General features: G+C 50.4%; 20 protein-coding genes. 1 reads left to right on the top strand and 19 read right to left on the bottom strand.

The window, feature by feature from the left end; translation table 11 throughout:
* Positions 1–2 precede the first annotated feature (2 nt).
* The 9 genes from rplV to BGX14_RS09120 form a co-directional block, all read right to left on the bottom strand.
* The gene (gene rplV, locus BGX14_RS09160) at positions 3–359 is read right to left on the bottom strand and encodes a 50S ribosomal protein L22 (RefSeq protein WP_073305513.1); all 357 of its coding nucleotides are present in this window, start codon (positions 357–359) and stop codon (positions 3–5) included.
* Positions 359–640, bottom strand: coding sequence for a 30S ribosomal protein S19 (rpsS, locus tag BGX14_RS09155; protein WP_073305515.1), 282 nt, complete (start codon positions 638–640; stop codon positions 359–361). Before rpsS ends, rplV begins: the two co-directional genes overlap by 1 nt.
* A 3-nt stretch (positions 641–643) precedes the next feature.
* Positions 644–1,477 (bottom strand): 50S ribosomal protein L2, encoded by an 834-nt coding sequence (gene rplB / locus BGX14_RS09150; RefSeq protein ID WP_073305517.1) that lies wholly within the window; start codon positions 1,475–1,477, stop codon positions 644–646.
* Positions 1,478–1,479: 2 nt separating this feature from the next.
* Positions 1,480–1,782 (bottom strand): 50S ribosomal protein L23, encoded by a 303-nt coding sequence (gene rplW, locus BGX14_RS09145; RefSeq protein ID WP_073305519.1) that lies wholly within the window; start codon positions 1,780–1,782, stop codon positions 1,480–1,482.
* Positions 1,779–2,402 (bottom strand): 50S ribosomal protein L4, encoded by a 624-nt coding sequence (rplD, locus tag BGX14_RS09140; RefSeq protein WP_073305521.1) that lies wholly within the window; start codon positions 2,400–2,402, stop codon positions 1,779–1,781. Before rplD ends, rplW begins: the two co-directional genes overlap by 4 nt.
* Positions 2,402–3,019 (bottom strand): 50S ribosomal protein L3, encoded by a 618-nt coding sequence (gene rplC / locus BGX14_RS09135; protein ID WP_073305524.1) that lies wholly within the window; start codon positions 3,017–3,019, stop codon positions 2,402–2,404. Before rplC ends, rplD begins: the two co-directional genes overlap by 1 nt.
* A 4-nt stretch (positions 3,020–3,023) precedes the next feature.
* Positions 3,024–3,332, bottom strand: a complete 309-nt coding sequence (gene rpsJ / locus BGX14_RS09130) for a 30S ribosomal protein S10 (protein ID WP_095879676.1) — start codon at positions 3,330–3,332, stop codon at positions 3,024–3,026.
* Positions 3,333–3,341: 9 nt separating this feature from the next.
* Positions 3,342–4,526, bottom strand: coding sequence for an elongation factor Tu (tuf, locus tag BGX14_RS09125; RefSeq protein WP_078776789.1), 1,185 nt, complete (start codon positions 4,524–4,526; stop codon positions 3,342–3,344).
* 486 nt (positions 4,527–5,012) lie between these two features.
* The gene (locus BGX14_RS09120; protein WP_095879675.1) at positions 5,013–5,243 is read right to left on the bottom strand and encodes a hypothetical protein; all 231 of its coding nucleotides are present in this window, start codon (positions 5,241–5,243) and stop codon (positions 5,013–5,015) included.
* 161 nt (positions 5,244–5,404) lie between these two features.
* Here BGX14_RS09120 and BGX14_RS09115 point away from each other — a divergent pair, with 161 nt between their 5' ends.
* Positions 5,405–6,721 carry an ISL3 family transposase gene (locus tag BGX14_RS09115; protein ID WP_158223236.1) on the top strand — a complete coding sequence of 439 codons (1,317 nt, stop codon included), beginning with the start codon at positions 5,405–5,407 and terminating at the stop codon, positions 6,719–6,721.
* Positions 6,722–6,914: 193 nt separating this feature from the next.
* On the opposite strand, the gene BGX14_RS09105 is transcribed toward BGX14_RS09115, so the two are convergent.
* From BGX14_RS09105 to BGX14_RS09055, 10 genes are all read right to left on the bottom strand, one after another.
* The gene (locus tag BGX14_RS09105; RefSeq protein ID WP_095879673.1) at positions 6,915–8,867 is read right to left on the bottom strand and encodes a GTP-binding protein; all 1,953 of its coding nucleotides are present in this window, start codon (positions 8,865–8,867) and stop codon (positions 6,915–6,917) included.
* A 19-nt stretch (positions 8,868–8,886) separates the two neighbouring features.
* On the bottom strand, positions 8,887–10,653 hold the full coding sequence (locus BGX14_RS09100) for a glycoside hydrolase family 44 protein (RefSeq protein ID WP_233126472.1): 1,767 nt from the start codon (positions 10,651–10,653) through the stop codon (positions 8,887–8,889).
* 87 nt (positions 10,654–10,740) lie between these two features.
* Positions 10,741–11,553, bottom strand: coding sequence for an ABC transporter ATP-binding protein (locus tag BGX14_RS09095; RefSeq protein ID WP_073305679.1), 813 nt, complete (start codon positions 11,551–11,553; stop codon positions 10,741–10,743).
* Positions 11,543–12,550 (bottom strand): ABC transporter ATP-binding protein, encoded by a 1,008-nt coding sequence (locus BGX14_RS09090; protein ID WP_073305681.1) that lies wholly within the window; start codon positions 12,548–12,550, stop codon positions 11,543–11,545. The genes BGX14_RS09095 and BGX14_RS09090 overlap by 11 nt, the downstream gene beginning before the upstream one ends.
* An 11-nt stretch (positions 12,551–12,561) precedes the next feature.
* On the bottom strand, positions 12,562–13,371 hold the full coding sequence (locus BGX14_RS09085; protein ID WP_233126471.1) for an ABC transporter permease: 810 nt from the start codon (positions 13,369–13,371) through the stop codon (positions 12,562–12,564).
* A 38-nt stretch (positions 13,372–13,409) separates the two neighbouring features.
* Positions 13,410–14,543: an ABC transporter permease gene (locus tag BGX14_RS09080; protein ID WP_095879671.1), complete on the bottom strand. Its 1,134-nt coding sequence runs from the start codon at positions 14,541–14,543 to the stop codon at positions 13,410–13,412.
* Positions 14,544–14,552: 9 nt separating this feature from the next.
* Complete coding sequence (locus BGX14_RS09075) at positions 14,553–16,436, bottom strand: ABC transporter substrate-binding protein (RefSeq protein WP_095879670.1); 1,884 nt, start codon at positions 16,434–16,436, stop codon at positions 14,553–14,555.
* Positions 16,437–17,008: 572 nt separating this feature from the next.
* On the bottom strand, positions 17,009–18,388 hold the full coding sequence (gene eno, locus BGX14_RS09065) for a phosphopyruvate hydratase (protein WP_078776979.1): 1,380 nt from the start codon (positions 18,386–18,388) through the stop codon (positions 17,009–17,011).
* A 212-nt stretch (positions 18,389–18,600) separates the two neighbouring features.
* Positions 18,601–19,986 carry a LamG-like jellyroll fold domain-containing protein gene (locus BGX14_RS09060; protein ID WP_073305692.1) on the bottom strand — a complete coding sequence of 462 codons (1,386 nt, stop codon included), beginning with the start codon at positions 19,984–19,986 and terminating at the stop codon, positions 18,601–18,603.
* On the bottom strand, positions 19,983–20,846 hold the full coding sequence (locus BGX14_RS09055; protein WP_078776977.1) for a TIGR02147 family protein: 864 nt from the start codon (positions 20,844–20,846) through the stop codon (positions 19,983–19,985). Before BGX14_RS09055 ends, BGX14_RS09060 begins: the two co-directional genes overlap by 4 nt.
* Between the last annotated feature and the right edge of the window lie 43 nt (positions 20,847–20,889).

Raw genomic sequence — 20,889 nt, 5'->3', positions numbered from 1 at the left:
GTTTACTCCTTATCAGCGTTGTCAGCAACAACGACGGTCAAGTGAGACAACGGTTTTGCGATGCGGTCGGCACTTCCGTGAGAACGCGGACGCATACGCTTCATGATGGTCGCTCCATCGGCGGCAATCATATCGATTCTGAGTTCTTCCGTAACGACGGCACCCGAAGCCTTCTGCTTGAAATTCGCGACGGCGGACTTCAGAGCGTTTTCAACAATGGGAGCACCCTTCTTCTTATTGTGAAGAATGGAGAGCATGGCGAAAGCCTGATCAACAGACTTGCCGCGCACCAGATCCGCAACCAGACGGAGCTTGCGAACACCATAACGGATATTCTTTACTTTTGCTGTAGCTTTCATTACTTGCTTCCTCCTGCGGCTTCAGCCTTGCGGTGACCGCGGAAGATACGAGTGGGAGAAAATTCACCGAGTTTATGGCCAACCATGTTTTCCGTTACATAAACCGGAATGAACTGCTTGCCATTGTACACGGCAAAAGTCAAACCGACCATATCGGGGATGATGGTAGAACGACGGGACCAGGTCTTGATGGGCTGCTTCTTGTCGGAGCTTGCCATAGCCTTGGTCTTGACCAAAACGTGGGAATCCACGAAAGCACCTTTCTTAAGGGATCTCGACATAGCTTATGCCCTCTTCTTCTGGCGACGACGCACAATATAATGGTCGGTACGCTTGTTGTTACGAGTTTTCTTACCCTTGGAGTTCTTACCCCACGGAGAGCAGGGGTGACGGCCACCGGAGGTTCGACCTTCACCACCACCGAGCGGGTGATCCACCGGGTTCATCACGACACCACGGACAGACGGACGAATGCCGAGCCAGCGAGAACGGCCAGCAGAACCGGAATTCTCGTTCATGTGGTCCACGTTGGAAACCTGACCGACTGTAGCCAAAGCATTTTCCGGAATCAGACGGATTTCGCCACTCGGAAGCTTGACTTGGCAAAGCTTGCCATCCTTGGCGACCAGTTCCGCACTGGCACCGGCAGAACGAGCGATCTGAGCGCCCTTGCCCGGAATCATTTCAATGTTGTGAATCGTCGCGTTCAGCGGAATGTCCTTCAACGGAAGGGCGTTGCCAAGACGGTATTCGGCACCTTCACCAGAATTGAGGACGTCTCCGACTTTGATTCCCGCAGGCGCAATGATGTATTGACGCTTGCCATCGATATACTTGACGAGGGCAATGTATGCGGAACGGTTCGGATCGTATTCAATCGTTTCAACGGTGCAGGAAATGCCCGCGCGTTTACGTTTGAAGTCAATAATACGGTAGGATCTCTTGTGTCCACCGCCACGACGACGAGAGGTGATTTCACCTACGTTGCTGCGGCCAGAGCTACGCTTTTTTCCGACGGTAAGAGGCTTATACGGCTTGTCAGCGGTAATTTCCTTCTTATCGTTCAACTGCTTGTAACGCAGAGTCGGGGTAAGCGGTCTATAACTTTTCAGACCCATGGTTACACTCCTTCTAACTCGGCAATTTTATTGCCGGCCTGCAAAGTGATGTAGGCTTTCTTCCAGTTGGACTTTTTGCCTACAGCAGTGCGTACTCGTTTCATCTTGCCGCGGTTGATCAAGGTATTGACCGAATCGACCTTTACATTGAAACGGGATTCGATTGCGTTCTTGATTTCCTGCTTGGTAGCGGAAAGACCGACCTTGAATACATACTTGCGGACACCCGTGCGCGGGTTTACCATATTCTTCGAAGAACTTTCGGTAATGTGCGGTTCTTTCAGAATTTCATGGAGTTCTTTCATCTGGAGCCTCCAGTGAGTTCACCCAGGGCATCCTGGGAAATCGCGATATTGTTAGCGCGGACAAGATCGTAAGTATTCACGTCCTGAACGCGAGCCGTACGAACCCAAGGAACGTTAGCCGACGAGAGACGGAGATTCTTATCGTTCGAGCCGACCAAGAAGAGGGCGTTGCGCTGTTCGAGTCCAGCTTTCTTGACCACCGAGAGGAAATCCTTCGTCTTCGGAGCGTCAAAGGACAGGCTTTCGAACACGAGAACCTTGCCTTCTTGAGCCTTATCGGAAAGGGCGGAATGGAAAGCGAGACGCTTGACCTTCTTGTTCACCTTTTCGAAGTAGTCATGGGATTTCGGACCATGAGCCTTGTTACCACGAACCCACACGGCAGAAGTATTCTGACCAGCGCGAGCGCGACCGGTTCCCTTTTGCTTCCAGGGCTTTGTCGTACCGCCGCTGACTTGAGAACGGGTCTTGGTCTGGGCAGTTCCCTGACGGAGGTTGTTGAGAATCGCCTTGATGTGCAGATAAATGCAGACCTTATTCACTTCTGTGTCAAACACAGCAGGAAGATCTATTTCGTTTTTGAATTCGCCGCTAGCGGCGTAGAGCTTAGCCTTTGCCATTAGCCTTTCCTCACCACGATGACTCCGTTCTTCGGGCCAGGAACAGCGCCGCGAACAAAAATCAAATTGCGGTCACTGTCCACCTTAACCACCTGGAGATGCTTGACGGTGACCTTCTTGTTACCATATTGACCAGCCATGCGCTTGCCCGGGAAAACACGACCCGGATAAGAGTGAGCGGAAAGACCACCCGGTTCACGCATATTGTGAGTGCCGTGACCACGGGGACCGCTGTGGAAATTGTAGCGCTTGATCGTGCCGGAAAAACCGTGACCCTTGGAAATACCAGAGACGTCAACCATTTTCACTTCGGCAAAATCCGCAGCTCCGAATTCCTTGCCAATCGGCCAATCTTCAAGATTTTCCACGTCAAATTCAGCGAGGTAACCACGAACGTCGAGGTTAGCCTTTTTGAAATGTCCAATGGTCGCCTTGTCGGCACGCGATTCCTTGACTAAGCCAAAACCGACCTGAATGGCGGTATAGCCGTCTTTTTCTTCTGTCTTGTGGCAAACGACCACGCACGGACCAGCTTCGAGAACCGTTACAGGAACGCATTCTCCGTTATCCGTGAATACTTGGGTCATTCCCAGCTTTTTTGCAAGAATACCGTTCATTGTATTACACCTTAATTTCGACATCAACACCTGCGGGCAATTCCAATTTCATCAGGGAATCGACCGTCTGCGGAGTAGCGTCCAGAATGTCAATCAAGCGTTTGTGGGTACGGGATTCAAACTGTTCCCGAGAAGTCTTATTGACGTGTGGAGAACGGAGAATCGTGTACTTTTGAATCTTAGTTGGGAGAGGGATAGGACCCACAATGCGGGCTCCCGTATTCTTAGCCGTATTTACAATATCTTGAGCAGAACGATCAAGCATACGATGATCGAAGCACTTCAAGGAAATACGAATGTGTTCACCAGCCATTGTTATTCCTTACTTGATGATTTCGGTTACGGAGCCGGCACCGACGGTGCGGCCGCCTTCGCGGATGGCGAAGCGGAGCTGCTGTTCCATCGCTACAGGGGCGATGAGCTCCACGTCGATGGTCACGGTATCGCCCGGGGTCACCATCTCGACGCCTTCCGGGAGCTTGATCGTGCCTGTCACGTCCGTCGTGCGGAAGTAGAACTGCGGGCGGTATCCGTTCATGAACGGCGTGTGGCGGCCGCCCTCTTCCTTCTTCAGAACGTAGATCTGGCCCTTGAAATGGGCGTGCGGGGTGACGGACTTCGGGGCGGCGAGGACCATGCCACGGATGATGTCCTTCTTCTCCGCGCCGCGGAGCAAAAGGCCAACGTTGTCGCCAGCCTGGGCGTCGTCGAGCAGCTTGCGGAACATCTCAACGCCGGTCACGACGTATTCGACCGTGTCGCCGAGGCCGACGCGCTCGACCTTGTCGTTCAGGTTGATCTTGCCGCGTTCGATACGGCCAGTCGCGACGGTGCCGCGGCCAGTGATCGTGAAAACGTCTTCGATCGGCATCAGGAACGGCTTGTCAACTTCGCGCTGCGGCTGCGGAATGTATTCGTCGACGGCGTTCATAAGTTCCATGATCTTCTCCTGGTATTCCGCGTCGCCTTCGAGGGCCTTCAGCGCGGAACCGCGGATGATCGGGGTGTTGTCGCCGTCGTAGCCGTACTGCTTCAGCAGGTCGCGGACTTCCTCCTCGACGAGCTCGAGGAGTTCCGGGTCGTCAACCATGTCGCACTTGTTCAGGAACACGACGATCTTGGGGACGCCGACCTGGTGCGCGAGGAGGATGTGCTCGCGGGTCTGCGGCATCGGGCCGTCGGTCGCCGCGACGACGAGGATGGCACCGTCCATCTGGGCGGCACCGGTGACCATGTTCTTCACGTAGTCGGCGTGCCCCGGGCAGTCGACGTGCGCGTAGTGGCGGTTCTCCGTCTGGTATTCCACGTGCGACGTGTTGATCGTGATGCCGCGGGCCTTCTCTTCGGGCGCGTTGTCGATCTCGTCGAACTTCTTCGCCGCTGCCAGGCCCTTCGCGGCAAGCGTCGTGCAGATTGCCGCCGTCAGTGTCGTCTTGCCGTGGTCAACGTGGCCAATCGTGCCGATGTTGCAGTGCGGCTTCGTTCTTTCAAACTTCTCTTTTGCCATTTTTATTCCTCTTCTTCACCAGAAGGTTTATCGCTTCATGTAAGCAGGCACGCCTTGCGCCCTTATTTTCGAAAAGCATAGGAAGCGCTACTTTCCGAAATTGAGTCCCAAATTTAATTGTTTTTTAAAGAGTCGGCAAGAGTTGTAAAAAAATATTTTACGAAATTTTACCAAAAGTAAGCGACTTTTTACACAAAACGGTTGAACTAACAAGAAATCCTCGTCCTTTTAAAAAATTTTTGGACATTGTTGCGCCTTCTTTCCCCAGCAACACAAGACGTTTAGTTATTAGTTATTAGTTATTAGTTGGGAGTTGGGTGTTGGGTGTTGGGTGTTGGAACTGAAAACCGAAAACTGAAAACTAATAACCGAGTTCCTTCTTGCGAAAAGAAGTCCTATCACCCATCCCAAGGGAATTCAGGCAGGTCGAAAACCCGGCCACTGAACAGTATCGTACTTGTTTTCCGATTCGCCCCAAACAGAGCATCAAATCGCCCAACGGACATTCTTCACAAAAACGGCATTGCCATCTACAGGATAATCCGCATAAACGCCGAACAGGTCCGTCCATCTGCAAGGCCCATCCATTTTCGGCAAGGATTTCCCTATTGTGGTATCGAAAATGGCGACAAGCGGTTCTATTTTCAAATTGCCAGAAGATATATGGACGAGCGTATTTATCATGGGCAAAAACCATTCCGGACGTTTGATGTCCATGCGGAAAACCGCTGTCTCGATTTTAAAATCTTTTTCGGCTCTTCATCAACATGTGTGGGTGGCTTCGCCCCCCTTTTTTTGTTGACTTTCGCCTAAATCAAACAAAAAAAATGGGCTATTTTCTAAAATTTAATCGCCAAAAAAAACAGAAGAAAAAGCCCATGTCAAAATTATACAAATCCATCTTCAATGTCAACGGCTGTTCAGTCGTCAAGCAGGAGCAAACCGACACCACGGTCACCATCACGGTAAGACTCACCAAGGGCAACGCCAGCAGGTGCGGCTGTTGTGGGCGAAAAGGGAAGCTCTACGACAACGGCCGGGAACAGAGGGTATGGCGGACGCTCGATCTCGGCACGAAGATGGGCTTCATCAGGATGGACACCTACAGGGTGAAGTGCAAGAAATGCGGCGTAAAAACGGTGAAGGTGCCGTGGGCAAGCCACAGGTCAGGCTTCACCGACGCCTTCGAGCAGCAGGTCGCATGGGCCGTATGCAGCATGTCGAAAAAGGCTGTCGCAAAGCAGCTACGCATCGCCTGGAATACCGTGGGGGAAATTGCCGACCGCGTATGGGATCGCCTGGACACAAGGCCGATCAAGGCAGGCTGCATCTTCAGGCGCATAGGCATCGACGAGACCAGCTACAAGAAAGGGCACAAGTACATAACGGTGGTAGTGGATCACGACAGGCGCTGCGTGATCTGGGTCCACGAGGGCTACGGGAAGGAGGTGCTGGACCTCTTCATGAGGGAACTCAGCGAAGAGCAGCGCAAGGGCGTGGAGCTTGTGACTTGTGACGGAGCCAAGTGGATAAGGTCAAGCATCGAGGAGTTCCTGCCCAATGCCGAACGGTGCGTGGACAGCTTCCATGTCGTACAGTGGGCGACAGAAGCCCTGGACAAGGTCCGTGTGGAAGCCTGGAAGGAGGCCCGCAAGGAAAACCGCAATCAGAAACGGGGCCGAGGCAGGCCCACGAAGGATAGCGTCCCGAAGGACCGCACCGCGGAGGGGATAAAGAACTCCAGGTACGCTCTGGGCAAGGCTCCAGAGAACCTTAACGAAAGCCAGCAGAGAAAAATAGAACTCATAGCAAGCCGCTATCCGCGTCTCTACAGGGCATACCAGCTCAAGGAGGAACTGCGCATCATCCTGAAGATGGGCTATGACGATGCCAGGGAAAATCTGGACAGGTGGCTGTGGCGTGCAAGCCACTCACGCATCGGCTCAGTAAAGGATCTGTACGCAAAGATCAAGCGCAACTACGACGGAATCCTCAACACAATCAGGCTGGGCGTGTCAAACGCAAGGATCGAGGCGACGAACAACAAGATAAAGCTACTGATACGGACTGCCTATGGCTTCAGGAACATGAACAACATGCTGTCGCTGATAATGTTGAGCTGTTCCTATGTAGATGTAAAGATAGCCTACGAATGGGAATCGGTATCGAGAGAATCATCTAGCAAGGCTGCCTAAATGCTACCACACATATTGATGATGCCTCTCTTTTTCGGGTAATTCTTGATTTTGGCAGCCGACGAACGACAAAAGCGCAAAAGTCCACATTCCAAAATAGTTTCGTACGGGATTCCTCCTTTAAAAGGGATCCATTTTCTCGTCGTTTCTGTTTTCCATTTAATTTTTCCCGAATGAAAATTCTCGTCAATGCCTAAGGCCGGGAAAAGCACTCTCCCGATTTCCGGTATTCCAAAAATCGTATCGTATATTGTGCGCGCCCCTTGCAGCCAGAACGCACCGCCGTCGCATAGCCAAATAGCTTCCGAAGCGGCAACTCCGCTACAAACGAATGCAAGACGCCATCGCCACCGACTTGGACAATCTTTCCTTCCCGCGCCAAAATGTCGCCGCTGAGCATTCCCGCATATTCCGCAGGACACTCCAAAGAAAGTGCCATGAACGGTTCGTAAAGCACAACGCTCGCCGGGCGAATCAATTTGACAACAGCGTCGGAGCAAGCTTTTTTTATCATGTGGATGGGAGTATTTTTTTCAAATTCAAAACGGCGAATGTTGAACTCGACTCCGACCAAGCTTCCCTTTCCCAAAACGCCGACTTGCGCACTTTCCAAAAGCGCCGACCGAATGCCCGCCAAAATTTCACGGGGAAGATTTTCCAAAGAATTTCCGGATAGGCGAATGTCTTTTTCGGACACAGGCAGTGGCGCAGCCGAAAGTTCCAAAGACACTTTGAATGGTCCCGCTTGAAAAGAATTTTCTACGGGATCGAGAGTCCGCAAAAGCCGTTCTTGCCAAAGTACTTCGGGAACGCCTGCGCGAACTTCACAACCGAATTCCCGCTTGAGCCGTTCGAGAATCACTTCTAGCTGGACTTCGCCCACTGTATAAAGCAGCCAGCAGCCCACATCGGGACGGGGAACAATGCGAATCGACGGATCCATCCGCGCAAGAAGTTCCAGACTGCTTTCCACAAGAGTAAAATCTTCGCTCCGCAGGCATTCCAGCCGAGTCTGCAAAAGGGAATGGTAATTTTCCTGCCCAGCCCGATTTTCCAAATCCATCGGTTCCCCCGAAAGCGACAGGCGCATTCCCAGCGACAAGCGTTTTGGCGAACGAAGCGCATAAATATCGCCGGCAAAAAGTTCTTGAACCGGGAAAAGTTGCGCGGCTTTCAAACGGAAAAATTCCAGCCCTTCCGGAATTTTTCCCGCGCGGACATTTGCCATGCAACGAAACAGAGCAATTTCCCCCAAATCCGTAAAATGCCGCAAGCGCACGACCTCGCCGAGCCGCTTTTTGCCAAACGCGGGCGGAGACTGTAAAAAGAAGGAAAGCCCCGCCATTAAACTGCGCACGCCAAAATTCTGCTTTGCCGACCCCGCATAGCAAAGGGCGTATTTGTCATTTGCGCACAAGCATTCCAATCCGCGGACAAGCATTTTCGGGGGAACCGCTTTGCCTTCCATAGCGAGTTCCAAAATTTCGTCGTCGTATTCCGAAGCGGCTTCCGCTGCTTCTGCAAACATTTTCCGCAACGCCTTTTGCGCAAAATCCGAAGCGGCGATTTTTTGCGGTTCTTCCTTTCCGTTCTGCAAAACCAGACGCATTCCGCTGACCACGTCCCATTCCGCCAGAATGCCCCGCTCATTTGAATCCGAAGAAAATTCCGGGCAAGAAAGCAAAACCGGACGCACCCCGAGATGCTCCTCTATCGCGATCAGCGTGTCATCCAAAGAAGCGCTAGAACTGTCCAGCTTATTGATAAAAATGAGAGTGCGAATTCCCTTTTCCCGAAGTTTTTTCCAGGCAGAAAGGGTCTGCGTTTCTACGCCATCTATCGCCGAAATTACCAGAACGACTCCATCCACGGCGGAAAGCGCCATATCCACTTCCGCACCAAAATCCACATGGCCGGGAGTGTCTATAAAATTGAACCAGATTCCTCGCCATTCAAAATGCGCGATTCCCGATTCAATCGTAATTCCCCGTTTGCGTTCCTCGGGCAAGTAGTCCATGGTCGCCAATCCGTCTTCCACGTTTCCGGGGAGCCGAACTTCTCCAGCAGTAAAAAGGATGCGCTCGGAAAGAGTCGTTTTACCCGCATCCACATGAGCTAGAATCGCGATGTTCCGAATGGGCCGCATAGGAAAATTTCGTCAAGACTTATTTGGCAAACGTCGGCATCGGATGGGAAGCGTTTCGATTTTTCTTGGCGACCCGTCCATTTACATATCTCGGAGTGCCCGTCTTTTTTGGAACGGCGCGAACCGCTCTTTTCGGAATCGCGTTCGGGTTCCGATTGGTCAAAAGAATCGCCGTAATGGACTTGGCGGGAAGTTCAAGAGAAATTTTTCCCGCTGCGACAACGGCATTTCCCGATTGGAGTGCGTTTTTCGTGTGGGAGACAAAAGTCTCGCCGACCAATCCCGAAAGCGTCAAAGTTTTTGCCGCTGAATTGGCGTCGAAATTTTCCACGGACAAATTCACCGACTGCGATTCCTTTTCGGATCGATTCACCAAAATAATCGTCATCGAATCCAGAGCTTCCGTTACCGAAGAATAGGCGGACACCAGCGAATCATTGTTGGAAGTCGATGCGACCCGGAAATCATGCCCATAGCGAATGAACAGGTGCGCCACTTCATCCATGCCTGCGCCCCAGCCCCAAGGAGAAAATAATTCAACCCCATGATCCATGAACGTCCCCAGGAAAGAAGCATAAACCAAAGCCGTCAGCATGGCATCGTCCGACGTAATGTCCGTTTCCGTAAGTCCCAATCCGATGCCGTGATTTTCACCGAAATAAGCGTTCATCCAGTCGTTCAGGCGTTTGAAAATAAATTCCTTGTTGATGGAATTGTCCCAGCCGCCATTGACGTTTTTTATGCCGTTCGCTCCCGAATAAACGTAGGTTGTATCAAAAAATACCCGGTGCCAGTTGATGCGTTCTTCGTATGATTTTTCCGCCGGATACCAGTGAATGTCCAGAACATCCAACAATTTGACGCCGCTCGTCTTTTGCGCTTCGGCAACTTTTTTGATAAAGTACTCCAGCCAGCAATAATTGCGATCCTCTCCCGCATTCGGGTCGCTCTTGACACCGCACCATTGCCATTCATTCGCGGTCACGGGTCCCGTCAGCTTCACATCTTTCCAGGCGGCGCGCGCTTTCTTCGCGACATCCAAATAGCGCTCTACCAAAAACTGCTGCGTCACGGTCAGCGGCAAATCGCTGTGCGTTCCGTCCCAAATTTCCATTTCGTTGTCCATGCTCCAGTATTCAAACCTTTTCATGTCCAACTTCAAATTGTCCTTCCAATGATTCAAAATGGCGACCGTCGAATCCGCCGGCCACTCTTCGTTGTAAAGCCTGTAGTCTCCCGTTTTCAACGCGGTCTGCCCGTCGGCAGAGACCTCGCCCCCGCCCGCCAAATCCAGTGTGGACTTCGCCCAAGCTCCATTCGTCTGGTAAAAATCCCAATCGTTAAAATTGTTCGCCGTCGTCGAAGCCGCATACCCCGAAAGCTGGAGCGCATACATGGCATTCGCACCGGGAAGTTTATCCTGAATCGTTTTGGCGGTTATGTCCCAGTTATGCTCATAGACGTTGTTGTACCAGTCCGGGTGCACGGTCAGCTTTTTGCGCCAATTGTAACGCGTCGCATTGTTTCCACTATTCGCCCGAAAAAAGCGAAATCCGATTTCATTCATCCGCTGAATGGTAGAATCTTCCGAAGCGATTTTCGTTTCGTCCTGGGCATCTTTTTCCGTATCGTTTATCCCGGTGATATTTTTACCATAGATGTACGGGGAAATTTTTTGCATGCCCGCTCTGGAATCCACCAGAACATCTATCGCAGCAAAAGAAGTGGCGGGCAAAGCCATGGCAAACGCCAACACTCCGATTCTTAATTTTACACACCAATCCATAGCATTCTCCTTTTGATTTACATTCGCCTTATACAAGGAAGCGTCGCCAGGAAGCGACGCATCTCGAAAAGCAATTTTGAACGCCGACTAAGCCTTTTTCGCACGATGGCTGTTCGGTATCCATTCCGTCTTGTGGACTTCGGGAATGTCATCGAGCAGCTTCAGAGTATTCGGCTCCGTCGTATGATCCAGCACTTCAGCCGGAGTTCCCTGGTTCACAATTTTTCCGTCGTGCATAATGAAGATACGGTCACTCACATAGTTTGCGAGGCCGATGTCGTGAGTCACAAACACGACCGTCATCTTCAACTGGTCTTTCAATTTGCGAAGATAGTCCAGAATGTTGGCGCGCACGCAGGCGTCCACCATCGAAGTCGCTTCGTCGGCGATAAGCACTTTGGGCCGGAGAGCGAAAATTCGGGCGAGAAGCATGCGCTGCATCTGGCCGCCGGAAAGTTCAAACGGGTACTTGCCTTCAATATCTTCGGGCTTTACGTTCACCGCCAACAGGCCTTCGTCAACGCGCTGCCGAATTTCTTCCTTGCTCGGCTTGTCCTTGAGAATGTTCAGAGCATCTTCCAGCTGGCTGCGGATCGTGAAAAACTGGTTGAAGCATCCGAACGGATCCTGAAAAACAAATTGGACTTCGTTCCAGTGTTCTTTCAGATTCTTGATTTCGTGTCCGCGATAGGAAAATTCTCCAGTCGTCGGCTTGTGAAGTCCCAGCATGATCTTGGCGAGCACGGATTTTCCGCAGCCCGAACCGCCGACAATCGAAATGAATTCTTCATCGTAAATATCGAAAGTCACATTATCGACTGCGGTCTTCAAATTTTTGCCAGCACCAAAAGTTTTGCTGACACCCTTTGCAGAAAAAACTACGGGCTTATCATTTTGCATAATCGCACCTCACATCACGATCGCCGACAACGCGGAGATTCTGGGTATTCTTTGCGCATTCAGCACACTTGCCTTCAAAACGGCAACGCGGTTCAAAACGGCAACCGACAATCTTGTTTCGGAGACTGGGCGGCGCGCCTTCAATTGCCACCGGATGCCGAGTCCGCTGGCTGGCTTCCGTACTGAGCATCGCGCCCATCAGAGCCTGGGTATAAGGATGGCGAGAATCCTTCACCACCTGTTCCGCAGTCCCCTTTTCCACGATTTCGCCCGCATACATAATAGCGATATTGTCGGCGACATGATACAGAAGCGGAAGTTCGTGAGTGATGAAAATCATCGTCTGGAAAATGCCCTTGTCCAGCAAATCGAAAATCATCTTGATCACTTCTTTCTGGGTCGAAACGTCCAAAGCGGAAGTCGGTTCGTCGGCAATCACCATCTGCGGATTCAGGAGCGTAGAAATGCCGATGACCGAGCGCTGGCGTTCACCGGCGGTCAGCTGAATCGGATACGAGTTCAAAACCCGCGTCGTATCCATGCCGAACAAGTCGAAACGTTCGCAAAGGCGGTCATAAATTTCCTTATGATCCAGCTTTTTGCCCGCTTCCTGATGAGCGGCGATTACGTCGGCGGCGATATCCTTGATTTTGCGAACCGGGTTCAAAGCGTTGAACGCACCCTGCGGAATCATCGAAACCTTCTGAGCAAGGACATTGGAGCGGATGTCTTCAATCGAACGGTTCATCAGGGATTCCATTTCGCCTTTCTCGTTGCGAACACGAACGTCGCCGGACTCCGGATAAAGCGGAGGAATGCACATTCCCATAAGGCCGGACACCAGCGTGGACTTTCCGCAGCCGGATTCTCCAGCAATGCCCAAGATTTCGCCCTGCTTCATAGAGAACGAAACATTCGTCACCGCATGGGTCTTGTCGCCGAATCGGCCCAAGTAATAGAGGCTGAGATTTTCTACTTCAAATACATTTTCGGACATATCGTCACCTCTTATTTGCGCAGACGCGGGTTAAAGACGCCTTCCATAGAAGTATTGATCAAATACAAGGCAAAGACTGTCAGAGTGATGACCAGAGTTGCCGGGAGGAAAGCAATCCAAATACTGTCGGAAAGGGCTCCGTTATCCTTCGCCTGGTTCAAGATAATGCCAAGCGATGTAGAATCCAGAGGTCCGAGGCCAATCATGGAAATGGAAGCTTCGGAAAGGATTCCCGAAGAAACCTGCATGATGAACACCATGAACACATAGGAAAGCAGATACGGAAGAACGTGCTTGACCACAATCGTCAAGGAACTCGCCCCGTTAATGCGGGCCAGCGAAATATGGTCGCGGCTGCGAAGCGAAGACGCCTGGGCGCGAACGGCACGAGCCGACCAGCTCCAGGAAGTCAAACCGATAATCAGGCCGATGAGCGTCAGGGAGCGGCCTTCCTTCACGGCAGAGCTGATGAGAACGAGAATCACGAACTGCGGGATGACGATAAAAAGGTTCGTTCCCATGTTCAGAATTTCATCGATCCAGCCGCCGCGGAAACCGCCGAACAAGCCGATAAACACGCCGATAGTCGTCGCAATCACGCCAGCGATCAAGCCGACATAGAGCGAGGAGCGCAATCCGGAAATCAAAAGCGATACATAGTCGCGCCCCAGATGGTCGGTTCCCAAAAGATGCTCCGAACTAGAGGGGGCATAGGGACCAGCGACGATATCGCGGGCATTGATGTCCACATTGTAAAAGACCGGACCCAAAATCGCCACGAAAAGCGACAGGAAGAAAATCCCGACACCGATAACAAACATCGGGGACTTCATTAAGTTTCTGAGAAGTTTCCACATAATTATTTACCTCCCATCTGCAAGCCGGCCTTCACGCGCGGATCAAAGACGGCAATCAAGATGTCCACAAGGAAGTTTGCCACGAGGACGCAAGTCGAAATCATGAGAGTGCATCCCTGAATAGTCGCATAGTCGTTCTGCTGGATAGCGGTAAGCATCGCCATGCCGAGACCCGGATAAGAGAAAATCATTTCCGTAATCAGAGCTCCGCCGACCATCGCGCCGAGCGACTGGGCAAGACCAGTAAGCTGCGGAAGCATCGCGTTGCGGAACACATAGGAAATGATTTTGCCTTCGCGAAGGCCGAGCCATTTCGCATATTTCATATAGTCCGTTCCCAATTCATAAATCGCCATGGAACGCATACCCGTCGCCTGGCCGGAAAGAAGAATCGGGAAGCAAGAGAAGAACGGAAGCACATAGTAATAAGCGACCGACTTGAAGAACGCCCAGTTAAAGCCCGGAATCACATCCATGCCGTAAGCGTTCATCGCCGGGAACCAGCCCAAAGTAATGGAGAAAAGGGCGACCAAAAGCATACCGAACACAAAATACGGGATGCCGTTCAAGAACATTGCCACCGGGAAGAAGACCTTGTCAAAAATGCCGCGCTTGTAGGCTGCGAACGCACCGAGAAGGTTTCCAAAAATCCAGCCGAGAACAATAGTCGGGAACTGGATGAGCAAAGTCCAAGGCAGAGATTCCTTGATGATTTCCAGAACCGGCTTGGGATACTGGCTGTAAGACAAGCCCAAATCGCCGTGGAAAACGTTTTTCAGATAGCTGAAGAACTGGGAAATGTTGGACGACAAGCGAGGAGTTACCGCCTTTTTCAGTTGCCCGTTTTCATCCAGAACGGCCTTGCCTGCGGCATCGACTTCTGGAATGGTATCATAGATGAGATTTCCCGAATCGTCCAGTTCGGCCATGCCGAACGCCTTGAGCAGCGTTTCTTTTTTCTGCATGGCTTCTTCGGGCGAAAGTCCCTGGGCTGCTTTGCCCATCACGATATCCACCGGGTTGTTTTCACCCAAGCGGGGAAGCGCAAAGTTAAGGGCAACCGCGACAATAAAAGTCAGGAAATACCAAAAACCTTTTTGCAGGACATAACGAAGTGTAGGATACTGTTTCAGCATTGTTCGTCCTTATTTTTGAAGCTGTAAATTCCAAAGAATATTCGTACCATAAGCAATCCACGGCAGCTGCTGCGGAAGACCTTGCGGATTGTTGGCATTAGGCCAATTCGTCCAAACGCGGTCGCTGTATTCGTAATACTGTTCCGGCAAATAAGCGAGAGGGATGGAAACCTGATCTTCCATAAAGATGCGGTTCAGGGTGCGATACGCCGAAGCGATGGCCACAGAATCCGTCATCAACGGGATAAGGGTCAAAAGAGAGTCCACTTCCGGGCGGAAATTCGGAGTGCCCGGCTGGTTGTATCGACCGATATTCGTTCCCGCCCAGCTTCCAAGAGGAGCCCAGTCGCGAGAAGACATCACTTCGTTAAAGCGGCTCCAAGGCAAAGACGGCGTCACGTCGGCGGTCGGCTTGTGCATCACGAGGTCAAAGTTCCCTTGCCCCATCGCCGGCCAGTATTGACCGCCATCCACAAAGCCTTCCCGAATGTCCAGTCCCGCCTTGCGCAGGCTTTCGACAGCAATCGTCACCATCGCTTCCCAGTCGGTCCAGCCGTTCGGACTGGTGATGAAAATCGTCTTGATGCGTTCGCCGTTTTCGTATTCCATGTGGTCCAGAACGCCGCTTTCGTTGAATACGGATTTGACTCCGGCAAGCTTGAGCAAAGCCTGCGTGGAATCGATGCGTTCCTGACCGGTGAGATTCAGCTTGACACCGTACTGGTCGCAATCTTCCTTATTTACATACTTGCCTTCGAGGTTCGTCGGCATGATCAGACCCGGTTCCAGCTCGGAAGTGTAATTGGAAACGGCGAACTGACGGATAGCCGCATAGTCAATCGCAGTAGCAATCGCCCGGCGGAAATACTTGTTGTCCAACGGTTTGCGCAGCGTATTGATCATCATCATCGGCATGGCGCCCGGGGCAAAATACGGCGGTTTGTCAAACCACGCGTGGACGTCCGCTCCCGCCTTGCGCCAGATGCGCGGAACAAAGCTCATCGAAGCATCGAGGTCGCCGTCGCGCAAAGCGATCGTGCTGTGCTCGTTCGACTTGTAAATCGGGTGAACGATGAACTTCGGCGCAGGCAACTTGCCATTATGAAGTGCCTCATTTCCCCAATAATCATCCCGACGTTTCAAAATGATTTTTGTCGTCGAATAGCCAGAAAGATTATAAGGCCCCGAAATCACCGGCTCCTTTCCATCGGCGGGGTTCTTGTCCAGCATCAATTTCTTGACTTCTTCGACCGAATTGCCCTTTTCCGCAATCAGCTTGCCGAAAATATGTTCTGGAACAATGCGAATCGCCTGAAGAAGGTCGCGAACAGAAAGCGGATTATTGCGCCCGTTCTTGTTAATCATAAAGGAAAGACGTTCTACTTTGGAAAGCGTATCGCCCGAAGCGGAATCCACAGTAGCGACGACCTGTACATTGACTCCCGTAATCTGCTCGGAAGTATTGATGGCGACACCGGAATAATGGTGCCCAAGTTCAAAAATAAACTTCACGTCCTTTGCAGAAACAGGAACGCCGTCGCTCCACTTCGCCTTCGGGTTCAAATCGACGACAACACTGTCGTTATTGGACAATTCTTCCACCAGAGTGCCGAGAAGCGACTCCATGCGCCCGTTCAAGGTATTATAGGTAATCAGCGGTTCATACATCAGGTTGAAGCGACCGCCAACCGGCCAAGCGGCATTCCAACTTTCAGCAAGCGGGTTGAACGAGTTCGGAGTTCCCCACTGCTGACCGGAAAGATACAGGGTTTCCTTTCTCGGCAAGGTATCCGATGCGGCATCGGTAGAATCGGGGCCGCCACAACCGACCAAAATACCAAAGCACGCCGACAAAGCGACCGTGCCTTTGGCGATCGTTTTCAAACAATTCATCTATAATCCTCTTGATTTTTCTGCACAAGAACGTCCAGATTAAACTTGACGTGCATAATTTACATTTGTTTTCCAATAATGCAGAGAGTGTAAATTTTTTTTCATTTGTTATTTTCGCAAAAAAGCCCGTCAGCCAAAGTTTGTAAATTTTTATTATCCACACAAGCCGCTTCGGGGAAAGACTCAAGGCCACCCTTAAAAATTATTTTGGAGAAGAAATAGTGATTAGAGGCAAATTGTTAGAGAAAATCGGAAAAGAGGAACAGCTAAAACTTATAGCGAGCAAGCATCTCGCCGTCTGCGAAAAAAAACTCAGTTTGTGAAAAAGAAATTCACGTTTTGAAGGAGAGTTCACTTTGTGAAAGAAACATTCCATTAAAAAAAATTCTCCTTGTGAAAAAAAACGCCCCGTTTGAAAAAGAATCCCCCTAGTAAAAACATTCACACTTTGGAAAATTTTTAAGTGAGAGTATTTGCTCCAAAAATTTTGAGCGTTTAGTGGAGAATTATATCATTTCCCACAAAAAAAGGCCCTCTTAAAAAGAGAGCCTTCCTTTTGCAAATAAAGTCGATTACTTGCGCGGATCGCCAGCGTAAACGGCCTTCTTGCCGAGTTCTTCTTCGATCACGAGAAGACGGTTGTACTTGGCAATGCGGTCGGTACGAGAGAGCGAACCGGTCTTGATCTGGCCGGCGGCAGTTCCCACCGCGAGGTCAGCAATGAAGGTGTCTTCCGTTTCGCCGGAACGATGGGAAACGATCGGGGCGTAGCCCTTTTCCTGCGCAGTCTTGATGGCAGCAAGGGTTTCCGAAACAGAGCCGACCTGGTTCACCTTGATAAGAATCGCGTTGGCAATTCCCGCTTCGATGCCTTCGTTGAAAATCGTCGGGTTGGTAACGAACAGATCGTCGCCGACAAGGTTGATTTTCTTGCCGAGACCTTCGGTAAGAACCTTCCAGCCAGCCCAGTCGTTTTCATCGAGACCGTCTTCAATGGAGAAGATGGAGAACTTGTCCACAATCTTTTCGTAGTACTTGACGAGCTGTGCGCTCTTGTAAGTCTTGCCGGTGGATTTCTTGAAAGTGTAGGTCTTGTTCTTGTCCCACTTGGTCTTTTCGCTCTTTTCTTCCTGATCGCAGAATTCCGAAGAAGCGACATCGAGAGCGATCTTGATGTCCTTGCCGAACTTGTAACCGGCAGCTTCCGTTGCGTCCTTGAGAGCGGTCAGAGCTTTTTCCAAAGTCATCACGCCGGTAATCTTCCAGCCGAACTTGGACTTCGCATCTTTCTTGAGGGCGACGCCCGGAGCGAATCCGCCTTCGTCACCCACGGTCGTTTCAAAACCGCCCTTCTTGAGCACGCTCTTGAGGGAGTGGAAAATTTCCGTGACCATCTGGAGGCCTTCGGAGAAAGACTTTGCGCCAACCGGAGCAATCATGAATTCCTGGAAGTCGATCGGAGCCGAAGAATGCGCGCCACCGTTGATGACGTTGCACATCGGGCACGGAAGAGTGAGCTTCTTGGTGCCGTGGAGCTTCGCAATATACTGGTAAAGCGGGAGCTTGGCTTCTTTCGCAGCGGCAACGCAAACCGCCATGGAGACAGCGAGAATCGCATTGGCGCCGAGATGATTCTTGCGCATACGGTCGCCGTCGAGTTCGATCATCTTGTCATCAACAGCTTTCTGGTCGAAAGCGTCCATGCCGATAATGCCCTTCTTCGAAGCAATCTTTTCATTGACATTCTTCACGGCCTTGGTTGTGCCCTTGCCACAATACGCCTTGCCGCCATCGCGGAGTTCGCAAGCTTCGCGAACGCCGGTAGAAGCACCGCTAGGAACCTTGGCGACGCCTTCGACGCCGGATTCAAGAACAACAACAGCTTCGACAGTCGGATTTCCACGGGAGTCCAAAATCTGACGAGCCTTCACAGACTTGATTTTTGCAGCCATATTTTTGCCTTTTGGTTAAGTGAAAAATTTGCATTGGAAATATATAAAATTTTTCGACATTGATTCACATTCTATCCACAATGCTTGGACAATAACCCCGCGTCGATGCGCAAAAGAGGAGTTTGTGGGGAGAGCCTATGGTCGGAGAACGGTCAATTCGCCGCGCAATCCCATATTTATTTTCTCGATGGCTGCACGCCTGCGGACAGTCGCTATCTCTCTGCGATTTGCAACGCATAGAACAGCTTCATCCAATTCTCGCTTTGCATTCCGTCAAAGAAAAATAGTTCATCCATTCCGCCGACAATGTTGTTCGGAGCCTCGTAGCCGATTGCCGGGTTGCTAACGTCCGCAAAACCTTCTCCGGAATCAAACTCCGACGCGATCAACAGCGCACCGTCCAAATAGATTTTCACGCTGTCTTCGAAAATCGTAAACGCATAATTGTGCCAAGAGCCGTCCAAAACATTTAATGCGGTTCCGAAGGTCTTGTTGTAATCGCCAACTCCATTTTTACGAGCGTCGATCCGCAAGTTAATAGAACCCGTCGTATCGCGTCGTTGGACGATAAATCCTACGCTATCCTTTTTGGCAGACAAAATACGCGTATAGCTTTTACCAGGTCCCGCTTGCATCGTGCTGTCCAAAAGAAACCAAAAAGAAGCGGTCATGTATTTGCCATCCACAAACGGGACGAAATTTTCAACCATGTTCCAACTATCCGTGGAATCATACCAGGCTGCATTTCCCCAAATTCCAGGAAGGTTAAATTTCTCGCGAGCCGTTTCTGAACCAAAAGTATTCCCTTCCAAATGGTTCACATAAGTTCCGAGGGCAATTTCCATAGAATCCGATTCTTGACAAAGATTCACTACAACAAAATCAATGCTGCCATTTGCGGAAAAAGACACTTTCGGCATTTTTCCCCAATAATGTTTTTTGGCTTCGGAAAAACTGCTACCAGAAACGCTCAAATTCACGACTTCCCCATCGGCATCGAGAAGGCATGGATTTTGAAACGCCGAGTCCAGCGACAGAGAAAAAGGCACGTCCTTGAAAACTTCATCGACATTTGCCAAAAATTCAAAACCTGCCGGAAGCACAATGCGCACGCTATCAGTGGAATCTTCGGCAACATTTCCATTCGAAATTTTTAGAACACCGTCCTCATCGACAAAATAAGTTTTCCCACCACCGATATTCCAATCGATGGCGATGGACCTGCTTTCACCAGTCACAGAGGTCACAGTCACCCATTTATATAATCCTTCCGGAAGGCTGTCCAAAACGATTTTTCCCGATTCCACCGAAGCGGAATCGACGACTTTTAAATATTCATTTTCATAGATATAAACGGTATCGCCGGCAGTATCGCGAATCGACAATACAAGCGAAACCAAATCTTGCGGTTCCAAATCCCAGAGATCCGTAGCGACAACAACACAAGCAACTTGCCGATTTCCCGTATTGGTTTCAATTAGAATGCCTGCGCTATCTCCGGTCGAGCCGACATTTTCGCTACACGCCGATAGAAAATGCAAAGTAAGAACGAACACTACGCTCCATAAATTTCGATAAATCGACAAACAATTCTTCATAACAATTCCCCTTGCGCATTTTTCAAAGATTCTTCATTTTTCAAATTGCTGAACACATGCAGATTGATGTGCTCTACAAGTGTCGGCGTTTCCCTGTCGGCAATGACGATTTCACGGACTTTCGCTTTGAACATTTCTGCGGCTTTTTCCACTTGTTCCTGGGCTTTTTTCGATACTGCAAAAGTGAACGTCGTCATATCCCGAGACTGGACGCCTTCGGATTCAAGAGCCTGTTTGGACAACTCTAGGCACTGCTTTTGAAAACGCAAGACCATCCGGTTTTTACTTTGTTGGACAGTCGCGATGCTTTCCTTGGTCGGCTTCCAGAAACCGCGCTCATCGCGGTGAATCAACTTCATTTTTTGCATTAGGGAAAGGCTTACCTGTAAATGCTTTTCGCTGACCGGTGGAAAAATTTTTTGAGCAAGTTCTGAAAGATCATCCCCGACATCCATCACTTCGAGAATCGCGTAAACCGTGCTATTATACCAATTTCCAAAAAAATCGTAGGAGTCCGGATCGACAATCGCTTGCGGCGTCTTGTTCAGGCGCATCATTTCATCAAATGCAAATTCTCGGGCTTGGGATGTTTTCCCCTGATCAAAATGCACCATCGCTTTAAAATATTTGGCTTCGTTCGCTTTGAGTTCGAGAACGCGAATAAATCTTTCCAACATGTTTTCAGAAACTCTTTTGCCATGCACTACATCATTGAAGTAGCTCCGCGTATTCGGCAATCCCAATCGGATGCAGAACTCGGTCCGCGAAAATGTCGGCTCCGATTGCTGACGAATTTCTTGATACGCCGCCAGATACTTGCGAAATTTAGTGAAGTCAAAAATATTTACGAACGCGCTCATGCTCTAAAATTTAAAATTTTTCCGAGGCATCATCAACATGTGT

Source organism: Fibrobacter sp. UWS1 (genome assembly GCF_002300445.1).
Lineage (GTDB): Bacteria > Fibrobacterota > Fibrobacteria > Fibrobacterales > Fibrobacteraceae > Hallerella > Hallerella intestinalis.
Note: the sequence above shows the minus strand (reverse complement) of the source record. Positions and strands in the feature narration are given on the sequence as shown.